Genomic DNA, 21,982 nt, shown 5'->3' with positions numbered 1-21,982 from the left:
GACACCGGGCTGGGCTGATGGCCCCACCCGAAAATGGGCTCGTCCGATGATCGCTGCCGGTAACCTCGGCGGCATGGACCGCCGGGATCTCGCCGGGGGCGGCGGGGTCGGTTCGCGTGGGACTGCCGGCCGGTTGCCCCGGCTGGGCTGGATGACGATCGTCGTCCTGCTCGCCGCGGGGTTCCTGGTGATCGCGTCGCGGCCGGTGGCGCCCCGCACGCATCCCCCGACCGGCGACGCCGCCCTGGCCGAGCAGGCGATCAACGACCTGCTCGACCCCGGCTCCGGGCGCGACCCGATGGATCACCTCCCGGCCGACTTCACCGCGGTGACCGGGCACGTCCCGGTCCGGATGCGGGCCCCGGACGGCACGACCCGGGCGGTGCACCCGGGCGGCGGCTGCTCCTCGCCGTGGGGCGACGACGACACCCGCTGGGACTACAGCGTCGGCTGCAAGGCCCACGACCTCGGCTACGACCTGCTCCGCTACGCCGACGCCAAGGGCCAGCCACTCGACCCCGACCTGCGCAAACGCCTCGACGACCGGCTCTCCGCCGACATGCACGGCATGTGCGTGATCAACCCGAAGGACACCCCGCGGCTGTGCCAGGTGGTGGCCTCGCTCTACTCGGTGGGCCTGGTGGTGAACTCCTGGCACCAGCGCTGGGGTCCGCCACGGGCCGAGCCGATCGGCCCGTGGTCGATCGGGCTGATCGTGATCATTCTGCTGATCGCCGCCCGGATGCCGGCCCTGCGCGCGCCGCCCCGGCGCCGGCAGGCCCCGGTTCCCGCGCCGGACCTGGACGGCGCCGACCAGGCCCGGTCCGGCTACCTCGGGGTGCTGCAGGCCGGCAGCCTGGCCGGCATCGTGCTGGCCGAGTCGGTGCTGGCGCTGGTCGCCTGGGGGCCGGGCCAGCCCGGCTGGGTCTGGCCGCTGACCTGGGTCCTGCAGCTGGTGCCGTTGTTCTTCCTGGCCGGCGGCTACGCCAACGTGCTGGCCTGGCAGGCGGCCCGTGGCGGGTTCGGCGAGTACCTGGTCGCCCGGATCGGCTGGCTGCTGCGCCCGGTCCTGGCGTTCGTCACCGCCTGGCTGGTCGTGCCGCTGTCGCTGGAGCTGTTCGCGGCGCCACCGGACGCCACCGCCGCGTTCGGCCGGATCGTGCTGCAACCGCTCTGGCTGCTCGGCCTCTACCTGCTGATGGTCGCGGCCACGCCGGTCATGTACCGGCTGCACCGCCGGCTTCCGGTGCTCACCCCGGTGCTGCTGCTGGCGGCGGTCGTGACGATCGGGCTGGCCGGGCGGGGCCCGGTGGCCGCGCACGCCGGCGGCATCGTGCTGGCCCTGCTGTTCGGCCAGCTCGGCTTCCACTACGCGGACGGCACGCTGTGGCGGGTCTCCCGCCCGGCGCTGGTGGCCGGCGCGGTCGCCGCGCTGGCCGGGCTGGTCGCGCTGACCACCTTCGGCGGGCAGTCCCGGCTGCTCATCGCCGAGCCGACCGCCTACGCCTCCTTCGTGCCGTCGCTGCTCGGCGTGCTGCTCATCGGCCTGGTGCAGACCTGCCTGGTGGCCCTGCCCCAGGAGCCCCGCATCCGCGCGGTCGCGGCCCGGGGCCGGGCGCTGTCCCCCCGGCTGCCCCGGCACGCGCCGATGACCGCCTACCTGCTGTACCTGTGCACGATGCTGCTGCTGGCCGGCCTGATCGCCGGCGCCCGCACGGCGAGCCTGACCGCCGGCGGCGCCGACTGGCTGGCCCAGCCGCGCACGATGCTGGCGCTGGCCCTGGTCGCGGCGCCCACCATGCTGGCGTTCCTGATCTTCGAGCGACGCCGGGCGGTCCCGGAGCACCCGCTGGTCGAGGTGGAGCCGGAACCGCCCGAGGAGGCCCCGCTGGACGCCCTGGCGGCGGCGATCGGGGTGGCCTACGGCGCGCTCGGCCTGCTGGGCTTCGCCGCGGCCGGCATCACCGCCGCCGCCGACCCGCCCGCGGTGCTCGGCCTGCCGCTCGACCCCATCGCCAACCTGATCCACCTGCTGCTGGGCTGGTACCTGGTGCACTGCGTGCGGATCCGGACCGTCACCCGGCCCTGGCCCTGGCTGCTCACCGCGATAGCCTGCGTGCCGCCGATGATCACGACGATGAGCGGCGCGGGTCTGGCCGTGCACGGTCTGACCATGCTGCTCGCGATCGGGATCGCGGCCTCGCGGAGCCAACCCGTTCTGACGCTGCGTACCAGGTCACGCGCCGTGACTGAGTCCACTCGTTAGGGCGAGCGGTGCGCGCGGCGGACCGGTCGGGTGATGGTCGGTGTGTCACGCTGAACACAACCGGGCCGGCCGCTGAGACGTCACACTGGTAGCGGAGGGCAGGCGTCGACGGGAGGAGAGCGGGTGAACTATCGGCCACCGAGGGCGTCCGACCGTTACCCGCATGATCCCGACCAGCGGACCGAGCGCATCGCCGACGCACGCTGGCAGCCGCCGCCGGACCCGGTCCGCCAGGTCCGCCCACGGCCCGCCCGCCGGCCACCGCCCAGCCGCGACACCGGCGCGCTGACCAGCGCCAAGACCGTGGTGGTCGTGCTGTCGCTGCTGGTGTTCGCGCTCACCGGGTACTACTGGTCCACCCTCAACGAGTGGGAGGACGGCCTGACCCGGCAGGACGTGATCGACACCGCGCCGTCCGAGCGGCCGGCCGACGGCGCGATCGACATCCTGATGGTCGGCATGGACAGCCGCACCGACGCGCAGGGCAACCCGCTGTCCAAGGACGTGCTGCGGCAACTGTCGGCGGGCAAGGTCGACGGCACGCTCAACACCGACACCCTGATCATGATCCGGATCCCGAACGACGGCGGGAAGGCGATCGGGATCTCGATGCCGCGCGACTCCTACGTCGAGATCCCCGGCTACGGCAAGCACAAGATCAACTCTGCCTACGTGCGGGCGAAGAACGACGCGATGGAGCGGCTGCGCAAGGGGGGCCAGAAGGACCAGGCCAAGCTCGAGGTGGAGTCCAACCTGGAGGGCGCCAAGAACCTGATCGCCACGGTGGAGAAGCTGACCGGCGCCGAGATCGACCACTACGCCGAGATCAACCTGCTCGGCTTCTACGACATCACCAACGCGGTCGGCGGCATCGAGGTCTGCCTGAACAAGGCGGTCGACGACAACCTGTCCGGCGCGCACCTGCCGGCCGGCAAGCAGACCCTGTCCGGCGCTCCCGCGCTGTCCTTCGTCCGGCAGCGGCACGGCCTGCCCAACGGCGACCTGGACCGGATCGTGCGCCAGCAGGTGTTCATGGCCGGAATGGCCAAGAAGGTGTTCTCCTCGGAGATGCTCAAGCCGGGCTCGGAGACGCTGGACGCGCTGCGCGCCGCGGTGCAGAAGTCGGTGGTGCTGGACCAGGACTGGAACGTCATCCAGTTCGCCCAGCAGATGATGGGCTTCACCGGCGGCAACCTGGAGTTCAAGACGATCCCGGTGGGCAGCATCGCGCTGCGCACCGGCGACGGGGACGCCGTCGAGGTGAACCCGCGCGACGTGAAGTCCTTCGTGACCGGCCTGCTGCACGGCGGCGGGCAACCCGCCAGCGACGCACCCGCGCCGGACGAGGCCCCGGCCGACAGCAGCATCACGGTGGACGTGCGCAACGCCTCCGGCCGCACCGGCCTCGCCGGTCAGGTGTCGCAGGCGCTGGAAGCGCAGGGCTTCCGGGCCGGTGAGACCGGCAACTCCAACGCCCGGGCCACCTCGGTGGTCCGGTTCGCCGCGGGCGAGGACGGCAGCGGCGAACGGGTTGCCGCCGCGCTCGGCGGCCTGCCGGCGGAGGCGGACCAGAACGTGCCGAAGGGCCACGTCACGGTGCTGCTGGGCCGGGACTTCAAGCTCGGGGCGCAGCGTGCGCCCGCCGACCAGCCGGCCGCCTCGGGTCCCAGCGCGGGTCCCCAGCGCCCCGACTCCCCGCCGGCCGACGGCTGCGTCAACTGACCTGGGCAACCGGCCGTTCGTCGATTCCCGCCGCCGGGGGGATACCCATCGCCCTTTCGGGCGAACTGTGCCGTTCGTTGTGCAATTTGCGTAATGCGCGTGGTGTCGTCGAATCCTGAGGTGTTGGCGGCTGGTCAGCAACCGCCCCTGGACTCCGGAAGGGGGAGCGGTGGAACTCGACGTTGCGACCTACCAGCGTGTGCTCGGCGACGAGCTCCGCCTGCTGCGCAAACGCCGGGGGTGGACCCGCAAGGATCTCAACGACCGGCTGCGCCGGGACATCTCGTTGCAGACGCTGGCCACCTACGAGCTCGGCACCCGGCAGATCTCGGTGATCCGGCTGGTGGAGATCTGCCACGCCCTGGACGAGCTGCCGCACGACCTCCTGGCCCGGGTACACCAACGGGTGTTCACCGAGGCCCCGATCGGCCGGATCCGGGTGGACCTCCGCAAGGTCGCCCGGGACGCGGCCCCGGAGCTGTCCCCGCTGCGCCGCTGGGCCAGCGGACGGCTCGCCGAGCGACCGGCGGCGGCCACCGTGGTCCTGCTCGACATCGCCGCGCTGGAGTACATGGCCAAGCTCTGCGGGATGGACACCGTCGAGCTGATCGCCCAGCTGCGCCGGATCGCCTAAAGAAGGTCGAAGTCGGCGGCGTTGACCCGGCGGGTGCGCTGCCAGTAGCGCCAGGTGAACCCGGGCCAGATCGTCCGGTTCACGCCCTTGGCGTCCAGGTACCAGCTGGTGCAGCCGCCGGTGCTCCACACCCCCTTGGCGAGCTTGCGCTGGATGTCGGTCTGGAACCGGTCCTGCGCCGCCTGCCGCACCTCGATGGTCGCGGCGAGGTCGCGCTCGGTCAGTCGGATCGCCTCGGCCACGTACCGGATCTGCGACTCGATCATGAACACCACCGAGTTGTGACCGAGGCCGGTGTTCGGGCCGAGCAGGAAGAACAGGTTCGGGTAGCCGGCGACGGTCATGCCGAGGTGGGTCCCGATGCCGTCGGTACGCCACTGCTTGGCCAGGTCCCGCCCGTCGCGGCCGGTCAGGTTCAGATAGTCGAAGCCGTCGGTGACGTGGAACCCGGTGCCGAAGATGATCGCGTCGACCTCGTGCTCGATACCGGCGCGGTCCACCACCGCGGTGGGGCGGATCTCCGCGACGCCGTCGGTGACCAGGTGCACGTTGGGTCGGTTCAGCGTCGGGTAGAAGTCGTTGGCCACCAGCACCCGCTTGCAGCCCATCGTGTAGTCGGGGGTGAGCTTGGCCCGCAGGACCGGGTCGGTGATCGAACGCTCCATGTTCCACCGGGCGAAGCGCTGGCCGAGCCGGAGCATGGCCGGGTGGCCGTTGAACCCGGCGGCCCGCGACTCGAGCAGCCAGTAGAGCAGCGCGCGGTAGGCCCGCTGGGCGCCCGGCACCCGGTTGAACAGCGTCCTGGCCCAGTCCGGGACGGCGTGGTCGGGCTTGGGCATGATCCACGGCGGGGTGCGCTGGAACAGGTGAAGCTCGGCCACCCGCGGCGCGATCTGGGGCACGAACTGGATGGCGCTGGCGCCGGTGCCGATGACCGCAACCCGTTTGCCGGTGAGGTCGTAGTCGTGGTTCCACTGCGCCGAGTGGAACGCCGGTCCGGCGAAGGTGGCGAGCCCGGGCAGGTCCGGAACGTTCGGGATGTGCAGCGCGCCGGTGCCGGCGACCAGGAACCGCGCGACGTACTCGGCGCCGGACTCGGTGGCGACGTGCCAGCGCGCCTCGTCGGCGTCCCACCGCGCCCCGGTCACCCGCACCCCGAAGTGGATCTTGCGACGCAGGTCGTACTTGTCGGCGACCCGGCGCAGGTAGTCCCAGATCTCGCCCTGGGGCGAGAACGACCGGGTCCAGTTCGGGTTCTGTTCGAAGGAGAACGAGTACATGTGCGACTGGATGTCGCAGGCGCAACCCGGGTAGGTGTTGTCCCGCCAGGTCCCGCCCACGTCGTCGGCCTTCTCCAGCACGACGAAGTCCTCGCGGCCGTCCCGGCGCAGCTGGATCGCCATGCCCAGTCCGGAGAACCCGGTGCCGATCACGATGACCCCGGTCTCGACCCGCCGCTCACCCATGCGCCCGCCTCCCTGGTCAGGTGGTACCGGGAGTCTAACTTACTCGAAGTAGGTTACCTCCGGTAGAGTTCGGTCATGTCCACCGAGCGGCGCCGCCGGATGCCCCGGGCGCAGCGGGAACGCCAGATGGTCACGGTCGCCGAGGAGATGTTCGCCGAGCGCGGGTACCAGGCCGCGTCCATGGACGAGATCGCCGAGCGGGTCGGGGTCTCCAAACCCATGCTCTACGAGTACTTCGGGTCCAAGGAGGGCCTGCTGGTGGCCTGCATCCGGCGGGCGAGGGCCGAACTGCTGGCGGCGATCACCGGAGCGGTCGACGGGGTGGCCAACCCCGAGGACGCCCTGCGCGCCGGCCTGGTCGCGTTCTTCGAGTTCACCGACTCGCATCGCCGGGCCTGGCAGTTGATCCGCCGGGAGGCGGTGGCTGCCGGCCAGGCCGCCGCCGACGAGATCGAGGCGATCCGGGCGCAGCAGAGCGCCATCGACGCCGCCCTGCTCGCCCGGTTCCGGCCGGACGCGCCGCAGCGGGATCTCGAGGCCGCCGCCGAGATCATCGTCGGCGCCTGCGAACGGCTGTCGATCTGGTACGTGGAGCGGGACGGCCTCGACCGGGTCACCGCCAAGCAGGCCGCCGAGTACGTCATGGACCTGCTCTGGTACGGCCTTCGGAGCACCCTGGGGTCCCCCACTTGATCGATAATTTCCGCCTTTGCCGCATCTACGGCCTGCGAACGAGCCCTCCATTGGGTTAAGTGCGTCTTGCAAGGTGCGTGGGAGACGAAGACGAGGGGTACGTCGATGGGTGATCCGATCGAGGCGAACTACGTTCCGGACGGCGACGACTGGACCGTGACGATCACGGGGCGCGGCCGGCAGTTGAGCGGCAAAGCGCCGGGCATCATCGCCGCCCGGGACCGGACCGACCAACTGGTCGAGGAACTGACGCCGGGCGAGGAGCACCGCACCGTGGTGCACCTGCTCAACGGCGACGCGCTGGAGTTCACCACCGCCTACCTGACCGCCCGGATGGCGAAGGCCGAGCCGGCGAGCCCGCAACCCCCGGCGCCCGCCGAACCCCCGGCGACCGCGAAGCCGACACCCGGCCCCCGCCGGCCACCGGCCGCGGAGTCGAGCGAGGAACTGCCGACTAGCTGAACAGCTTGCGCAGCAGCAACAGCACGAGCAGCGCGCCGATCCCGATCAGCGGGTACTTCACCTTCGGGTCGTTGAGCTTGGTCACCGCGCTGGCTTTCGCGTTGCCCACCAGCCGCTTCGGGTTGGCCTGGGTGCCGAGTCGGTCCAGGGTCGAGGCCAGCGCCTCGCGCGCCTGCTCGATCTCGCGCTCAATGGTGTTCGGGTCGCGGGCCACGTCGTCCTCCTCCGCCGGCATGCCGTGCCGCCAACGGTAGATCACCGCCTGGTCACCGGCGCTCACGGCCCGCCGTTTATCGCTACCCTACTCGGCCACCGGCAAGCGGATTTCCGTCCTCAGTAGCATTGCGTTCATGGCGTCGGGGACCCGTGAGCGGATCATGGACGTCGCGCTGCGACTGTTCGCCGCCCAGGGCGTCGCCGCCACGCCGGTCACCGCGATCGAGGCCGGCGCCGGCCTGTCCGCCGGCAGCGGCAGCTTCTACCGGCACTTCCGGGACAAGCACGAGTTGCTGTCCGCCGTGCTGGACCGCGAGCTGGCCAAGGTCGCCGAGGATCCGATCACCTGGGTCCGGTCGCCGTCGCCGCAGCGGCCGCCGGAGACGGAGCTCGCCGAACGGCTGGGCGCGGAGCTGGCGTTCCTGCGCCGGTTGCTGCCCATGATCGCGATCCTGATGTGGGAGCGGGCCGGACCCAACGACCTCGCCGGCCGGGTCCGGCAGACCATGACCGCGCGCGGCATCGAGCTCGGCATCGCCGATCTGCTGCTCCAGGCCCCGACACCGCCGGTCAAGGACGACCCGGCGGCCGCGGCCACGGTGCTGATCTCCGCCCAGCTCGGCTACTTCCTGTCCACGGAGTACTTCGGCGCCCCGCCCGGCGACGTCGAGGCCGACCGGTTCACCGCGATGCTCGCGCGACTGCTCGTGGGCCGGGACCTGCCCTGAGCCGCCGGCGCCGTGTAGCGTCTGTTGACCGATCGCCAACTACTCCGGAGGGCCAGATGCCAGCCACCGGTCAACCATCCGTGCTCATCGTCGGCACCGGCTTCGGCGGCGTCGGAGTGGCCATCGAGCTCAAGCGCGCCGGGTTCGGTGACATCACGCTGCTGGAGAAGGCCGGCGACATCGGCGGCGTGTGGCGGGAGAACACCTACCCCGGCGCAGGCTGCGACATCCCGTCGCCCTACTACTCCTTCTCCTACGAGCCCAACCCCGACTGGCCGATGCGGTTCTCGCTGCGCGCCGACATCCAGGACTACCTGCGCCGCACCGCGGACAAGTACGGCATCACCGAGCACATCCGGTTCAACACCGAGGTCACCGCCGCCGCCTTCGACGCCGAGGCCGGGTTGTGGCGGGTGGAGACCAGCACCGGCGAGACCTACGAGGCGAACGTGTTCGTCCCGGCCGTCGGGCAACTGTCCCGGCCGGCGCTGCCCAGCCTGCCGGGGCAGGAAACCTTTGCCGGGCAAAGCTTCCACTCCGCACTGTGGGACCACGACTGTGACCTGACCGGCAAACGGGTGGCGGTGATCGGCACCGGGGCCAGCGCCATCCAGTTCGTGCCGCGGATCCAGCCGAAGGTGGCGGCGCTGACCCTGTTCCAGCGCACCGCGCCGTACGTGGTGCCCAAGCCGGACACCGTCTACCGCCCGTGGCAGCTCGCCCTGTACCGCCGGCTGCCCCGGACCCAACTCGCCGAGCGGGGCTTCTTCTGGGGCCTGTGCGAGTTCGCGACGGTCGGCCTCAAGGGCAACACGGCGATCACCAAGGGCGTCCAGTGGCTGTCCCGGGCACTGCGCAACAAGCAGATCAAGGACCCGCAGCTACGGGCCAAGCTCACCCCCGACTACCCGCCGGGCTGCAAGCGGGTGCTGTTCGCCAGCGACTACTACCCGGCGGTGGCCGCCGCCAACGTGACCCTGGAGACCGGCCGGATCGCCGAGATCACCCCGTCCGGCGTGCGCACCGCGGCCGGCGTCGAGCATCCGGCCGATGTGATCATCTACGCCACCGGCTTCCGCACCACCGAGTTCCTCGGCCCGATGAAGGTGCTCGGCCTGGACGGACGCGACCTGCGCGAGCACTGGAGCAACGGTGCCCGGGCCTACCTGGGCATCACCGTCGCCGGGTTCCCCAACATGTTCCTGATGTACGGCCCGAACACCAACCTCGGCTGCGGCTCGATCATCTACATGCTGGAACGCCAGGCCCGCTACATCCGCCAGGCCGTTCGGCACATCGCCACCGTACCGTCCTATTTGGACGTACGGGAGGACGTGGCGGACCGGTTCGACGACGAGGTGCGGCGCCGGCTTTCGCGCAGTGTGTGGGCGAGGTGCGACAGCTGGTACCGCGACGCCGACGGCCGAATTCCCACCAACTGGCCGGGCCTGGTGTCCGAGTACGACCGGCGCACCAGAAAGCTCAACCTGGCCGACTACTGGGTGAGCGCACCGTGAGCGCACACTCGGCCGCGGCGTCGGCCGGACCGGCGAGCGAACCGTCCGGCACCGCGCCGCGGTGGCGGCGGCTGGAGCCGGACCAGCGCCGCGAGCAGATCCTCGCCTGTGCCATCAAGTTGTTCGGCGAACGGCCCTACTCCGCGGTGTCCACCGCGGAACTGGCCCGCGAGGCCGGCGTGGCCCGCGGCCTGATCAACCACTACTTCGGCACCAAGCGGGCGCTGTACCTGACCGTGGTGCGCCGGATGGTGACCTTTCCGGAGCACGCCGTGGCCCGGCTGCCGAAAGGCTCGCTGCCCCAGCGGGTGGACGGCGCGGTGTCCTGGTTTCTCGACGTGGTGTCCATGTATCCGAAAACCTGGCTCGCGGCGGTCGGGGCCGAGGGCGTCGGAGACCTCGAGGTGGACCGGATTCTCGCCGAGGCCGACGACATCGCGGCCGACCGGATCCTCGAGGCCGTCGACCTCGCCGAGGTGGTCGCGCACCGCGAGGAGCTGCGCGCGATGATCCGCAGCTACGGCGCGCTGGTCAAGGCCGCCGCACGCGAATGGCTGATGCGGGAGACGATGCCGCGCAAGCACGTCCAGCTGCTGCTGACCAACACGCTGCTGGCCATCCTGCGCGACACGTTCCCCGCGGTCAGAACCGCACCAACGGATCCCCGGTGAACGACTCGTAGACGAAGTTCACGAAGAAGAACCCGAAGAACACCACGTTCAGCACCAGGATCACGTAGTGCCACCACCGTGGCTTCGCCGGTCTGGGCAGCTTGGAGTTCAGGTACATCAACATGAACGGGAAGATCAGCGCACCGAGGTTGGACATGTTCGCCGAGATCTGCACCAGCTTCACCGGGGTGGCCAGGTGGATCGCACCGGCGATGACCACCATGACGAGCAGCATGTACGGGTAGTAGAACTTCCGCGGATCACCCTCGAGGATCCGCCGCATGCGCGGGCTGGTCGCGTGCACCGAGTCGGTGAAGTTGCGCACCAGCGCCTCGAAGATGCCCAGCTGCGTGGAGAACAGGATGAGTACGCCCACGACCAGCATCAGGTAGAACATCCCCTGGCCGTACTGCTCGCCCAACTTCTCCGCGGCGAACGTGGGCACGTTGCCGGTGGTCGGCTTCTCCCCGCTGGTGGCCACGACGTGCGCCATCAGGATCGTGGGCAGCAGCATGCCGAGCATGGCCCCGACGAAGAACACGAGCCACTGGTCGACCTTCAGCAGCCCGTACCAGCGCTTCCACCGCGCCGCGTTCTCCGGGGTGTCCCGGAAGGTCACGCCGACCGGCTTGATCTCCTGCCGCTCGCCCCGCATCCCGGAGATGAAGCCGACCTTGTGGCCCATGCCGTAGCCCTTGTCCCGGTAGTGGTTCATCGCATACCAGTTCAGGCCGGAGGCGAGCGCGGTGAACCCGGCCAGTGCGCCGAGCGTGGTCGCGGTGATCCCGGATGGCGGCGCCGCAGGGGTGAGCAGCCCGCTGATGCCGTCCCACCACACCGACCACGGAACGATGGCCAGATCCACCACGATCAGGACCGACAGCAGCGTGCCGACCATGACCCAGTTGCTCAACTCCAGCGTCCGGGAGACCTTTCGGGCCATCACGGTGATCAGGAAGACCACCAGCAGCAGACCGATGGCGAGCAGCCGGGTGTACTCGACCTCGGTCGGGTTCTTCGGGTCGTGCACCTCCCCGGTGATCAGCGCATACAGGCCCTGGCCGGCGCTGGCCGCCCAGCCGCCGAAGATGAATGCGGCGTAGAACACGATCAGAGAGACCGGGATCCAGAACTTCCAGCCGGGTCCCACCCGCCCCCAGCCCACGACCGGAACCTCGCCGGTGGCCACCACGTAGCGGGAGACCTCCACGTTGTAGAAGGTCTGCAGCACAGCGGAAACCGTGATGACCCAACCGATCCCGATGAAACCGAAGGAACCGACCGCCTGCGGGCCGAGCAGCCACTCACCACTGCCGATCGAGATGCCCAGCGCGATCAGGCTGGGGCCGATCACGAACTGGATGATCTGCCAGGGGCCGAGCCGGCCGGCCTTGAACACCTCCTCCGGCGTGGGTAGGTCGTCCACCGCCAACGGAGGGCGGCTCACGCCGATCTGATGGACCTCGGTGTCGGGTACGGGCACGGGATCGGTGTCGGTGCTTCGGGCCACGATGACCTCCGCAGGGGAAGATGTCTACATTCGACATACCTCCCACTTGGGATTACACCCTTGATGGGCGATGGTCAATACGTGTAGTCGAATGTATAAGCGTGCGAACCGTCCGGATGCCGCTCGATCACCAACTCGCCGCTGATTCCGCGCAGGTCGGCGGTACCGGAGCCGGGAACGACCGACACCCGGTGCCCGTGCGCCTCGCCGGCGATGTGGGTCAGCACGAAGCTGCCCTGCCGCCCGTGCAGGGTCCCGGTGACCCGCTCGACGGCGACATAGGCGGCTCCCTGGGGCTGACCGTCGACCTCGAGGCTCACCGCCAACATGTTGACCACGCTGGTCCCGCGCAGATCCCCGGCGAACGTCTTGGTCAACCGGGTCCGCCCCAGCCGCGTTCCCGCCGACTCGTCGTAGATCTCCTCGTCCCACTCCCCGATCTCGAACGTCCCGCTGGCGATGGTTGTCGTACTCATGCCGGCATCCTGCCCACGGCGCGCCCTTCGGCGATTGGACAAACCCGCCACCCCCACTACGGAGTCCACAGCCGCGGCGCACTCCCCCGCACCAGCACCGGCGCCCCGGGGGCGCCCGGCGCCGGCAGGTCCAGCAACCCGTTGACCACGTGGACCAGGCAGCCGTCCCGCGCCCACACCACGCCGCCGGCGTGATCACCGCGCAGTGCCGCCGCATCGTGTGAACCGCGTACCAGAAGCGCGTCGGCGAAGCCCTGCGGCCAGGCGCGCACCCCACGCAGTTCGCCGGTCCCCGCCCGAAAGAACAGCCACCCGCCACGGTCACGCAGGTCGATCAGGGTGCGCAGTTCGGGAAACTCGGCCACGGCCGCCCGCTCCACGGCGCCCAACGGGCGGTCCATCCTCGGTTTCCTCTCACCTGGCCGACGGGGACCGCCACCCTAGGCATCCTCCGGGCGAGAGTTGTTGACCCCCAGTCAAACGCTCAGGTGGAGGGGTTCTGGATGAAGGTGATCGTGTTGCCGTCCGGGTCGGTGGCCGACGCCAGCTCCGCGTTCTTGTCGGTGCTGGTGACCTCGCCGAGCGCGATCCCCCGGCCGGCCAGTTCCGCGGTGTGCGCGGCCAGGTCGTCGACCGCGAAGTTCAGCGCCGTGCCGCCGGCCCGGTCCGGATCCCGGAACACCTGGACCCAGGCGGTGTCGGTGAGGTGCCAGTCCGCCAGGCCCGGCATCGGCCGCGCGTCCGCCGCACGCCCGAGCAGCCGCTCGTACCAGGCGACCGAGGCATCGAGGTCCGCCACCGGGACGACAGCAAGAATCTTGGTTACCGACATCGGCACATCCTTCCTTTCGGGCTCAGGCGCTTGCCGGCCGGAGCAGTTCCACCGCGAGCGCGTCCAGCCAGTCGCCCGTGCCCTTCTCCCGCCAGTCCACCGCCTCCCGGCCGTCGAGAAAGGTGCCCTGCTCGGTGAGCACCAGCCGGGTACCGCCGCCGGCCGCGTCGAACCGCACGGTGGTCAGTGCCACCGTCGCCAACTCCCCCTCGGCGAACAGGCTGGACGTGAACACGATCCGCACCTGCGGCACGATGTCCCGGTACTCCGCCACGAACCTCAACTCCGGCGCGCCGGAGTCCCGGCGCAGCACGGTTTCCGTTCCGCCGACCCGGAAGTCGAGTTCGTGCGTGGTCCCCTCCCCCGCGAACCACCGGCTCTTGGCCACCGGATCGGCCCAGGCAGCGAACACCCGGCCCGGCGCGGCCGAATAGTCCCGCTCCAGCGTGAACGTGGCATGCTGCGCAACGCGTTCGCTCATGATCCCTGCCCATCGAGATAGTCCCCCAGGCGATCAAGCCGGTTCTCCCAGACGGTGCGCTGGCCGCGCAACCATTCCTCGGCCTCCCGCAGCCCGTCCGGATCGAGGTGACAGGTGCGGACCCGGCCGACCTTCTCCGACCGCACCAACCCGCTGGCCTGCAGCACCTGCAGGTGCTGCACCACCGCCGCCAACGTCATGGGCAACGGTCCGGCCAGCTCACTCACCGAGGCCGGGCCCCGGGCCAGCCGCTCCACCATCGCCCGCCGAGTCGGGTCCGCCATCGCGTGAAACACCCGATCCGGAGCCGCCTCATACTTAAGCACCTCCTTGACTATAGGGAGCGCCGAGCCAACAGTCAAGCGAACGCTTAACTATGAACCGGAAATGAAGGCCGGCCTGGGACAGTGACGCCATGACTGGCTTGCTGTATCTGGGTGGCGCGAATCCGGTTGCCTGCAGCATGGACATCGCCAGGGATCTGCTGACCCAGGCCAGGGCTCGCGGCATCCGGTCACACGTGACCAACCGCGCGGAGACGCTCCCGCGCACCCGGCCTGCCCACCGCCTGGCCGACCAGGTCTCCGCGGTCGATCCCGATGACCCAGCCGGATGCGTCCGCTGGGCGCGGGAGCGCCTGGCCGCGGGCGAGCGGTTCGACGTGGTGCTGGGCCTGCGCGACACGGTGCAGCTGTCGGTCGCGCGGACCGCGGCGGCGCTGGGAGCGCCGGGCAACCCGCCGGAGGCGGTGCGGCGTGTCCGCGACAAGGACGTGTGCCGGCAGGCGTTGGCCGCCGCCGGGTTCCGCCAGCCCATGGTGCGGCTGTGCACCAGTGCCCGGCAGGCGGTGGCCGTGCTGCGCGAGAGCGCCGGCCCGTGGGTGATCAAGCCACGAGCCGGGCAGGGCAGCCAGGGCGTGCGCATGGTGACCGGCGCCGGGGAGGTGCCGTCGGCGATCGCCGAGTTGCCGGACCCGGGCGAGTTCCTGGTCGAGGAGTACGTCGAGGGCGCGGAGTTCAGTGTGGAGGGCGTGTTCCTCGGCGGCGAGGCCACGGTGCTCGCGGTGACGGCCAAGGAAAAGCTGCCGCCGCCGTGGTTCGTCGAGTTGGGCCACGTGCTTCCGGCTGACCTGCCGGACGGCACCCGCGCGGAGATCGGCCGCCAGGTCCGCGCCGCACTGTCCACATTGGAGCTTCGGTTCGGCGTGTTCCACGCCGAGGGGTGGCTGACCGACCACGGCGTCGTGCTCGGCGAGGTGCACCCACGCCCGGGCGGGGACTGGATCCACCGGTTGCTCGGCTACGCGCTTCCCGGCCTGGAGATGTTCGGCCTGGTCCTCGACGACGCGCTGGGCCGGCCGACCGGAGGACCCCCGGCCCCGACCAGGGCGGCGGCCGCGCGCTTCCTCGCCCCGCCGCCGGGCCGGCTGGTCGCGGTGCACGGTTGGGACACGGTGCTGGCCCATCCGGCCGTGTCGCACGCCGAGTTGACCGTGCGGCCGGGCGCGCTGCTCGGCCCGATCCGCAGTTCCCCGGACCGGGCCGGGGTCGTCGTGGTGGGCGCCGACACGCCGGCGCAGGCGCATGCCCTGGCCAGCAAGCTCACCGCGCTGGTGGAGTTCGAGATGGCGTGATCACACCGGCCGATCGCGCCAGGCCCATCGTGACGAGGATGGTCAGCCCGCCGAGCAGCAACCAGTACAGCCGCCCCTGACCGGCCAGGTGCATGGTGAGGAACAGGCTTCCGCCGAGGAACGCGCCGCAGGCCTCCCCGGTGGTCTGGGAGATCTGCCTGAGGTTGAACGCTTCCAGCTTGGAGTGCAGCGGCAGCCCGGCGAACGCGGTGCTGAACATCGGCCAGAACAGCATCTCCGCGATGGAGAACGCCACCACCGTCGCGGCCATGCACACGACGAGCGGCGGCCCGGCGCCCAGGATGAGCAACGCGGCGCCGAAGATCAGTGTGGCGATGGCGAGCAGGACGAACGCGCGCGCGCCGGTGCGCAGCAGGCGGCTGACCACGCCGGTGACTCCCGCCTGGGCAACCACGATCAGCATCGCCGGGCCGGCCAGCAGCACCGAGCGCAGGCCGACCGAGTCGACCTCGTGCGCGACGAGCAACGCGAACGCGGAGTAGAACTGGCCGTACACCAACGATCCCAGCGTGCCGATCGCCACCGTGCGCCACATGTCCGGCGTGCGCAGCACCGCGCGCAGGGTCGCCCTGCTGACCGGCCACCCGTTGGTGCCCGGCGGCGGCCGGCCATGGTCGGCAAGACCGACCAACAGCGTGGCCGCGGCCAGCAGGTAACAGCCGGACACGACACCGAGCAGCACCCGCGGATCGGCGTTCGCATACAGCAGCCCGGCCACGAACGGGCCGGCCGACGCCCCGGCGTTGACCGCGATCTGCAGCCGGGAGAACAGCCGGTTGCGACCGATGTCGTCCCGCACCACCTCCGCGATCAACACCCGCGACAGGACAAAATGGACACTCACCCCCAGCGCCGCGAGCACGAGCAGAACACACAGCACCACCGGATCCCGCACATACGGCAACAACCCGAAGGCCAGCGCGGTCAGCACAACGCTGCCCACCATCCCCACCCGGTAGTTGACGCCCGGCAACCACCGGTTGACCACCAACGAAGACAACCCCGCCGCGGCCGTATAACTGAACAGCCCGATCCCCACGACCGCCGCCCCCGCACCGGCCGCCAGCAGCACCCCCAGCACCGGCAGGAGGGCGAACAGCCCGGTGCTCCCCATGAGCGTGTCAACGAACAGAACCCGGTTCAACCCGGACCCCCGCCGCGACCGCTCCAACGCCGGAGCCGTGGAGATGTCGGTCATCACCCGAGTAAATTCGCCCCCGGTCAGGTCCGGCTAAACTTCCTCCGAACTACAACCTATCCGCCGAGGTGGCCGAAGCCCTCGTGCACAATCAACCTGCAGACCGGACCACGCAACAACCACCGCCCGCGGCAGCGACCCGCCCGGATCCTTGGCCGCCGTGTCAGCCTCGGCCACATCAATGGCAAACCCGTCCGACATCGCACAAGCCCCCTCGCTCGCACATCTTTCGTACCCCAACCAGGCCTACGAAATGTCGATCATTATCACCGACCGTGACTACCCGCCGACCCCGCGACCCGATACGTTCCGGCCCCAATCTCGGTCGTCATGGCTCAGCCGTCCAGCCGACTCTCCCCCGGGACCGATGGAGCTGTACCTGCGCCTCCCCCACGACCAGATCCACATCGTCTATGACCTAGGTAATCCCACTCGTTCTGCCCGATCCCGCTCCGCGATGCTCAATGGATTCGCTACGCTGCCCTCTGTGCGTGGTAGCACGCGTACGTTCTGTTATCAGAATGTGTCCGTGCGCTGGTTGAGCGTCGAGAGGGTGGGTTACGTGCCGTTTGTTCAGGGAGGCGACTCGGCCGAACCGAGTGGTCAAATCGGCTCCGGCCTGCCCCCGGCCACCTTGGTCGTCCAACCCGACAAGATCCTTTTCGTCAAACGCGGCTTCGAAGACGAACGCGACAGAATCCGCTCATTCATCAACGACAAGGGACACCTGTTGGTTGACCTTCGGCCGCCGGGGACCGACCCCTGCAGCGACGGCGTGGTCGACGTTCTCGGCAAGAACGGGCAGTCCGCCCTGGATGCAGCACGGGGCTACGTAGATGAGCTGACCAACATCATCCAATCGCTCAATGATGCGGCCACGGACTACGGACTCGTTGAACAGGCGAACGCGGACAAGTTCGGACAGGGGCCGGCGTGAGCCGCTCATCAAGACTAGGCACGTTGATCGCGTCAATCCTGCTGGTCGGCGGACTCGTCGCCGGATGTACCAACACCTCCGCCGGACAACCACTGCCCACCGCCGACGGACCCGCAACAAGCGGAACCCAACCAAGTCCGCCCTCTGGTTCCACGACTTCGGGCTCAGCGCCAGCCCGCCCGCGCGAGATACGCCTGGACGGCAAAGATCCCTGCGCACTAGTTCCGCAGTCAGACTGGCCGAAGTTCTACATCGAAAAGCCCGGCAGGCTGAGGCGACAGGACCCCGTCTTCAAGTCTCCGGACTGCTTCTACAGCAACAACGTTCTCGGCCTCAGCATCACATTGGTGATGACAGAGGGTATCGGTGGATGGACCGATGGCAGCAAGAGTGGCATCGCGAAGAATGTCGAACCGGTCGAAGGTTTCCCCGCGATCGCCATCACCCGGAAAGGCGACCAGTATGACTGCTATGTCGCGGTCGACACAGCGAATGGCCAGTACCTGCTGGCCACAGTCAACTTGACACCGAGTAAGGCGTCGCAGGTGCCGGAGCGGTGTGAGTATGCGCATCAGTTGGCGGAGTCGGCGATGCGGACGTTGGTAGGGGGTGGCTGATGGGTATCTGGGAGCAGATCCTGGGTCAGAACTGGGCATTTTATTCGCATCAGAGGCTCTACGACATGGTCAGGACTGAGGCTGCCGGTGTGTCCGCGGTCAACGAGGCTGACCGGACGTGGGGTGAGTTCACGGACGTGATGGGGCAGTCCCGCGACAACATCGACCGGTTGCTGAACGAGGCGGGGGCGACGTGGCAGGGGTTGGCGTCGGAGTCGATGCAGTCCGGGATGACACCCCTGATGCAGTGGACCGATGATGCCCGGACCTCGGCCACGGCCAGCAACGGCAGTGTGCAGCAGGTGAGTGAGGCGTTCTCGTTCGCGTCCAACGCGATGCCGGAGCCGGTGGCGGTGACGTCCACGGCGAACTCGGACTTCGGAGGGATTCCGGCGTCGTTTACGCATTTGTTCGGTGGGCAGACCGATCAGGACCGGCAGGAGCGCGCCGCGCAGCAGGCCAAGCAGCGGGCCGTGGAGTTGATGCAGGGCTATTCCAGCAATGCCGAGACGGCGGCGTCGAGTGTGGGGACGTTCGTGCCGCCGCAGCGGGTGACGGTTGCCGTACCACCGCCGAAGACCACGGACACCTCGGTCACCGCCACCTCCGACACGATCTTCACCGGTCCCGGGCGGCGGCCGACCGGTACCGCCGGACCCAACCCTGCGCCGGGCAGCGCCCCCCGGGTGCCAGCCGGCAGCGACACCCCGAACCCCGGCGGCACCGTGACACCGCCGACCGGTCAGCCGGTCCAGACCACCACCCCGGGATCGGCCAACCCGATCACCGAACTACCAGGCACAGCACCGCAAACTCCCGGCGAGGGACCCCCGTCCAGGGGTCCCGGCACCGGTCCGCCAGGCACCGGCTTCGACCCGGTCACTGGGCATCCGCTGGACCCCAGGACCGGATTGCGCATCGACCCCAGAACCGGTCTGCCGATCGATCCCAGGACCGGTCTCCCGGTCGACCCGAAGACCGGCCGGCTCATCGATCCGGCGACCGGACGGCCGGTGGGAACCGGCCCCGGCCCGGCTGACGGCGGGCGCGGATCGAGTGGATCTCCCGGCTCGGGTGGCCGGGCCGATGGGGAACCCGCGCGCGGCGGGCGCGGTGGGTTCAGCGGTGGAGTGCCAGGCGAAGGAGAACGCACCGTTGGTGCTCGAGGCGGTGCCGGAGCTGCGGGTCGCGCGGCGGGTTCTGGCGCGATGGCTCCGATGGGTGGCGGGGCTGGAACGCGTGGCGAGGAGGACGAGGAGCACTACTCGCCGGACTACCTGCGTGGCTATCACGATGAGTTCTGGGATGACATTCCGCTGGTCGCGCCGCCGGTGATCGGTGCGGAAATGCCTGACGACGGCACTGGCACGACCGGGGAAGGCGGCGGTGGGGGCGCTCATTGAGTTGTCGGTGCTGGAGTTCGACGTGCTCTGGGAGCACTTGGGGCTCGGCGTTCCACCGGTCGTCCTCGACGTAGCGTCGCACGGCGCCACGCTGGACGAGCGCGCCGCTCTTGCCGAGCAGGTGTGGGAATCGTTGGCGGAGCGCGGGTTGGGCTGGCCCGGCCAGGTCGACGACCGGCTGCGTGCCTCGCTGCGCATGCTGGTGCATTCAGAGTGGGAGCTGGACGCGCGGCTGCAGCTGACCACCAGCGGCCCGCCGACCCGAGCGTTGATCGTCGCGAACCGCGCCGATGCCACCGTGGCCATTCGCCACGCCACACGGGTGCGCCTGCAGGCGGCGCCGGCCGATCGCATCGTCCGCGAGGCGCTCGCCTTGCTGCCCGCCCATCCGCCGGGCACCGGAAGGTCGATCACCTTGCCGGCTCAGGCGCTTGATGCGGCCGCTGCGCGGGCGGGGGCCAGTCCCGACGCGCTGGCCAACGCCCTCGCTTCCCAGGGGCTCGGCCACGCCGAAGCCCGGACGATCGCCGACGTGGCCGGAAACGTGATCCGCTTCGGACACTTCGGTGCCGCCCGCACCCGACGCGGCGAGCAGCGCCGCCGGGCCGGCCATGTGGTCAGCGTGTACGACACCCACCAGCGCCGCTACCTGTTCACCCGCAAGCCCAGCAGCGGCACCCCGTGGGTCACCCTGCTGCCCGGCACAGAGGCCGCCCTCACACGCCAGCTCAACGAACTGCTCGCCGAACTGGGCCGACCGGTCGACGCACCGGTCAAGTGGTGAGGTCTGGCCTGTGACCCGGCGGTGGGGAGCACTACTCACGGTCGTGGTGGCCGTGTCCGCATGCGGTGTCACCAATGGTGGATCTGGAGGAACCGTGGACAGGGACACCCGCCGCCAGCAACAGTTTCAAGAAATGATGGGGCGTCCAGACATCGAACAAGCCGCACAGCGCTACGACGAAATGACAGCCACGCTCCGCCAACGCTTGGAAGCTGAAGCCGGCATCGGCGCGTGGTACGAAGACACGAAGTCCGGCGGTAATGCGGGCTGCCGCCAATTCCCGGACGTCGAGGGTGACGACAAGCAGTCCCGCGGACTGCGAATGTGGCTATCCGACGGGAAAGTACCCGACGACACGTGGGCGCGCGCGGTGGAGATCGCACAGGATGTCGCCGGCCAGTACGGGTTCGAAACGCCCGTTCGTGTGATCGTCGACGTGCCGGGCGACCACGAGGTCACCACGGCCGACCCCCTCGGCGCAGACCTCATCCTGGGCACCAAGCTCAGCACCGTGCTCCAGGTTCGGACCGGGTGCCACCTGACGGCGGAAGCCCATCAGCGAGGGACCCCGACGATCCCCGAGTTCGGGTGAGCGGCTCGCCGGATGAATTGCCAGCGACGGCGGGCGCCATGGGCTCGCCACGACCGGAGCGGTGGCCGGCCGGCATCCCATTCGCACAATGATCAATTCGGTGGGGCCGAGGGGAGTCGAACCCCTACTGGCTGGAACCTAAATCGACCGAGCACCGTGGCCCTGCCTGCCCACAGGGCAGACACCGACTAACCAGGGTGCGAACGTCGCACCAGTAGCAGCATCCAGGCACGGTTCATGGACAGTTCCATGGACGACCCAAACCCCGTCGACCTGGACTTCATTGGTCGTTCTGCTTGTTCGCGGCGTCGGTCGTAGCAACTTGCGGTAGTGTGCTCAATGCTGTCGAGGTGGCGAGCAAAGCGAGGTTCTGTGCACCCAGGCTGCAACGTGGACAACCAGCACATAGGCCGATCGCATGCCATCGCTTCGAACAATATTGAAACGTCAAACAGCTCGCCAAGGAGGTGAGGCGAACCAATCATGTTAGGTGACACGCTGATACAACTTGGCGGCAATCTGTTGATATTTGGCTTTTTCGGACTCGCTGCATGCGTTTACTCTATTGCCTTGGTGCACATAGTAATTCCGCGATTCATTCAACAATGATGGCAGCCATAAGATCTACTACGAACGCCGGTCGAAACAATGGTCAGGGTCGGCCCAAGTGCGAGGCACTTGGCGCGTGATCACACTCCGCAATCTAATGCAATCCTTCGCATCTCTATATCTCCGCATCCCGCACACCGCTGCGCGCCACTACGGAGACCTTCGATCTCGGGTCGGAACTGAGGTATTTTCGGAGGAGCATCACGCCGCGTACTACTATTCGGCCGCCTATGGCGCTTAGGGATTCGACGCGGTTCTTGACGCGTTCTTTGTGCTCTCTAAGCAGGACGACGGTTTCGGTGTCTAGGGCGATGCGGCGACTCTGGTGGGTTTTCGTGTCCTTTTCCTTGCCGTCTACCCAGTTGCGGCGGACGTCGATGGTCTCAGCGCCCAGGTCTATAGGCGGGAGAAGCGGAGGCCGCAGAGTTCGCCTCGGCGAATGCCAGTGGTCATCACGAGCCAGACGAGGGTGCCCCAGTCATCGTCCATGCGGAAGGCTTCTTCCGCCAGCTTG

At 69.3% G+C, this 21,982-nt stretch carries 23 protein-coding genes; 14 read left to right on the top strand and 9 right to left on the bottom strand.

Annotated features, from left to right (window positions below; all coding sequences use genetic code 11):
• Nucleotides 1-46: 46 nt before the first annotated feature.
• From VFO68_RS28045 to VFO68_RS28035, 3 genes are all read left to right on the top strand, one after another.
• Nucleotides 47-2,266: an acyltransferase family protein gene (locus VFO68_RS28045; RefSeq protein WP_325161406.1), complete on the top strand. Its 2,220-nt coding sequence runs from the start codon at nt 47-49 to the stop codon at nt 2,264-2,266.
• Nucleotides 2,267-2,389: 123 nt separating this feature from the next.
• The gene (locus VFO68_RS28040) at nt 2,390-3,988 is read left to right on the top strand and encodes an LCP family protein (RefSeq protein WP_325161405.1); all 1,599 of its coding nucleotides are present in this window, start codon (nt 2,390-2,392) and stop codon (nt 3,986-3,988) included.
• A gap of 169 nt (nt 3,989-4,157) precedes the next feature.
• A complete protein-coding gene (locus tag VFO68_RS28035; protein WP_325161404.1) occupies nt 4,158-4,622 on the top strand; it encodes a helix-turn-helix transcriptional regulator in 465 nt (154 codons plus the stop codon).
• Here the strand turns inward: VFO68_RS28035 and VFO68_RS28030 are convergent.
• On the bottom strand, nt 4,619-6,088 hold the full coding sequence (locus VFO68_RS28030; RefSeq protein ID WP_325161403.1) for an NAD(P)/FAD-dependent oxidoreductase: 1,470 nt from the start codon (nt 6,086-6,088) through the stop codon (nt 4,619-4,621). The genes VFO68_RS28035 and VFO68_RS28030 overlap by 4 nt on opposite strands.
• 75 nt (nt 6,089-6,163) lie before the next feature.
• On the opposite strand from VFO68_RS28030, the gene VFO68_RS28025 reads away from it, so the two are divergent.
• On the top strand, nt 6,164-6,781 hold the full coding sequence (locus tag VFO68_RS28025; protein ID WP_325161402.1) for a TetR/AcrR family transcriptional regulator: 618 nt from the start codon (nt 6,164-6,166) through the stop codon (nt 6,779-6,781).
• Nucleotides 6,782-6,886: 105 nt separating this feature from the next.
• On the top strand, nt 6,887-7,243 hold the full coding sequence (locus VFO68_RS28020) for a hypothetical protein (RefSeq protein WP_325161401.1): 357 nt from the start codon (nt 6,887-6,889) through the stop codon (nt 7,241-7,243).
• Here the strand turns inward: VFO68_RS28020 and VFO68_RS28015 are convergent.
• Nucleotides 7,236-7,457 carry a DUF3618 domain-containing protein gene (locus tag VFO68_RS28015; RefSeq protein WP_325161417.1) on the bottom strand — a complete coding sequence of 74 codons (222 nt, stop codon included), beginning with the start codon at nt 7,455-7,457 and terminating at the stop codon, nt 7,236-7,238. The genes VFO68_RS28020 and VFO68_RS28015 overlap by 8 nt on opposite strands.
• Nucleotides 7,458-7,593: 136 nt before the next feature.
• On the opposite strand from VFO68_RS28015, the gene VFO68_RS28010 reads away from it, so the two are divergent.
• Genes VFO68_RS28010 through VFO68_RS28000 form a run of 3 tightly spaced genes read left to right on the top strand, consistent with a single transcriptional unit; the run spans nt 7,594 to nt 10,375 of the window.
• Nucleotides 7,594-8,187: a TetR/AcrR family transcriptional regulator gene (locus VFO68_RS28010; protein ID WP_325161400.1), complete on the top strand. Its 594-nt coding sequence runs from the start codon at nt 7,594-7,596 to the stop codon at nt 8,185-8,187.
• 56 nt (nt 8,188-8,243) lie between these two features.
• Nucleotides 8,244-9,704 (top strand): NAD(P)/FAD-dependent oxidoreductase, encoded by a 1,461-nt coding sequence (locus tag VFO68_RS28005; RefSeq protein ID WP_325161399.1) that lies wholly within the window; start codon nt 8,244-8,246, stop codon nt 9,702-9,704.
• Entirely contained in the window at nt 9,701-10,375 is a 675-nt protein-coding gene (locus tag VFO68_RS28000) for a helix-turn-helix domain-containing protein (RefSeq protein WP_325161398.1), read from the top strand. Before VFO68_RS28005 ends, VFO68_RS28000 begins: the two co-directional genes overlap by 4 nt.
• On the opposite strand, the gene VFO68_RS27995 is transcribed toward VFO68_RS28000, so the two are convergent.
• The 6 genes from VFO68_RS27995 to VFO68_RS27970 all read right to left on the bottom strand — a co-directional run bounded on the left by VFO68_RS27995 (nt 10,347) and on the right by VFO68_RS27970 (nt 14,000).
• A complete protein-coding gene (locus VFO68_RS27995) occupies nt 10,347-11,885 on the bottom strand; it encodes an Nramp family divalent metal transporter (RefSeq protein WP_325161397.1) in 1,539 nt (512 codons plus the stop codon). The two genes, VFO68_RS28000 and VFO68_RS27995, sit on opposite strands and share 29 nt — an antisense overlap.
• Before the next feature lie 74 nt (nt 11,886-11,959).
• Nucleotides 11,960-12,361, bottom strand: coding sequence for a DUF3224 domain-containing protein (locus VFO68_RS27990; protein WP_325161396.1), 402 nt, complete (start codon nt 12,359-12,361; stop codon nt 11,960-11,962).
• Nucleotides 12,362-12,417: 56 nt separating this feature from the next.
• Entirely contained in the window at nt 12,418-12,762 is a 345-nt protein-coding gene (locus VFO68_RS27985; protein WP_325161395.1) for a hypothetical protein, read from the bottom strand.
• 83 nt (nt 12,763-12,845) lie between these two features.
• Nucleotides 12,846-13,193, bottom strand: a complete 348-nt coding sequence (locus VFO68_RS27980) for a VOC family protein (protein ID WP_325161394.1) — start codon at nt 13,191-13,193, stop codon at nt 12,846-12,848.
• A 22-nt stretch (nt 13,194-13,215) separates the two neighbouring features.
• Entirely contained in the window at nt 13,216-13,674 is a 459-nt protein-coding gene (locus VFO68_RS27975) for an SRPBCC family protein (RefSeq protein WP_325161393.1), read from the bottom strand.
• Nucleotides 13,671-14,000: a metalloregulator ArsR/SmtB family transcription factor gene (locus tag VFO68_RS27970; RefSeq protein ID WP_325161392.1), complete on the bottom strand. Its 330-nt coding sequence runs from the start codon at nt 13,998-14,000 to the stop codon at nt 13,671-13,673. Before VFO68_RS27970 ends, VFO68_RS27975 begins: the two co-directional genes overlap by 4 nt.
• 89 nt (nt 14,001-14,089) lie before the next feature.
• On the opposite strand from VFO68_RS27970, the gene VFO68_RS27965 reads away from it, so the two are divergent.
• Nucleotides 14,090-15,307 carry an ATP-grasp domain-containing protein gene (locus VFO68_RS27965; RefSeq protein ID WP_325161391.1) on the top strand — a complete coding sequence of 406 codons (1,218 nt, stop codon included), beginning with the start codon at nt 14,090-14,092 and terminating at the stop codon, nt 15,305-15,307.
• Here the strand turns inward: VFO68_RS27965 and VFO68_RS27960 are convergent.
• Entirely contained in the window at nt 15,276-16,526 is a 1,251-nt protein-coding gene (locus VFO68_RS27960) for an MFS transporter (protein ID WP_325161390.1), read from the bottom strand. The genes VFO68_RS27965 and VFO68_RS27960 overlap by 32 nt on opposite strands.
• A 529-nt stretch (nt 16,527-17,055) precedes the next feature.
• On the opposite strand from VFO68_RS27960, the gene VFO68_RS27955 reads away from it, so the two are divergent.
• The 5 genes from VFO68_RS27955 (at nt 17,056) to VFO68_RS27935 (ending at nt 20,859) form a co-directional block, all read left to right on the top strand.
• Nucleotides 17,056-17,463 (top strand): hypothetical protein, encoded by a 408-nt coding sequence (locus VFO68_RS27955; protein WP_325161389.1) that lies wholly within the window; start codon nt 17,056-17,058, stop codon nt 17,461-17,463.
• Between the two features lie 23 nt (nt 17,464-17,486).
• A complete protein-coding gene (locus VFO68_RS27950) occupies nt 17,487-18,080 on the top strand; it encodes a DUF3558 domain-containing protein (protein WP_325161388.1) in 594 nt (197 codons plus the stop codon).
• Nucleotides 18,080-19,483, top strand: coding sequence for a PPE domain-containing protein (locus tag VFO68_RS27945; RefSeq protein ID WP_325161387.1), 1,404 nt, complete (start codon nt 18,080-18,082; stop codon nt 19,481-19,483). Before VFO68_RS27950 ends, VFO68_RS27945 begins: the two co-directional genes overlap by 1 nt.
• A 7-nt stretch (nt 19,484-19,490) precedes the next feature.
• Nucleotides 19,491-20,267: an ESX secretion-associated protein EspG gene (locus tag VFO68_RS27940; RefSeq protein WP_325161386.1), complete on the top strand. Its 777-nt coding sequence runs from the start codon at nt 19,491-19,493 to the stop codon at nt 20,265-20,267.
• 94 nt (nt 20,268-20,361) lie between these two features.
• Complete coding sequence (locus tag VFO68_RS27935; RefSeq protein WP_325161385.1) at nt 20,362-20,859, top strand: LppA family lipoprotein; 498 nt, start codon at nt 20,362-20,364, stop codon at nt 20,857-20,859.
• The last annotated feature ends 1,123 nt before the right edge of the window (nt 20,860-21,982 follow it).

The organism is Actinophytocola sp. (assembly GCF_035712165.1).
In the GTDB taxonomy this organism is placed as follows: domain Bacteria; phylum Actinomycetota; class Actinomycetes; order Mycobacteriales; family Pseudonocardiaceae; genus DASYTH01.
The sequence above is the reverse complement of the archived record's forward strand: the minus strand, read 5'-3'. Positions and strand labels throughout refer to the sequence as shown.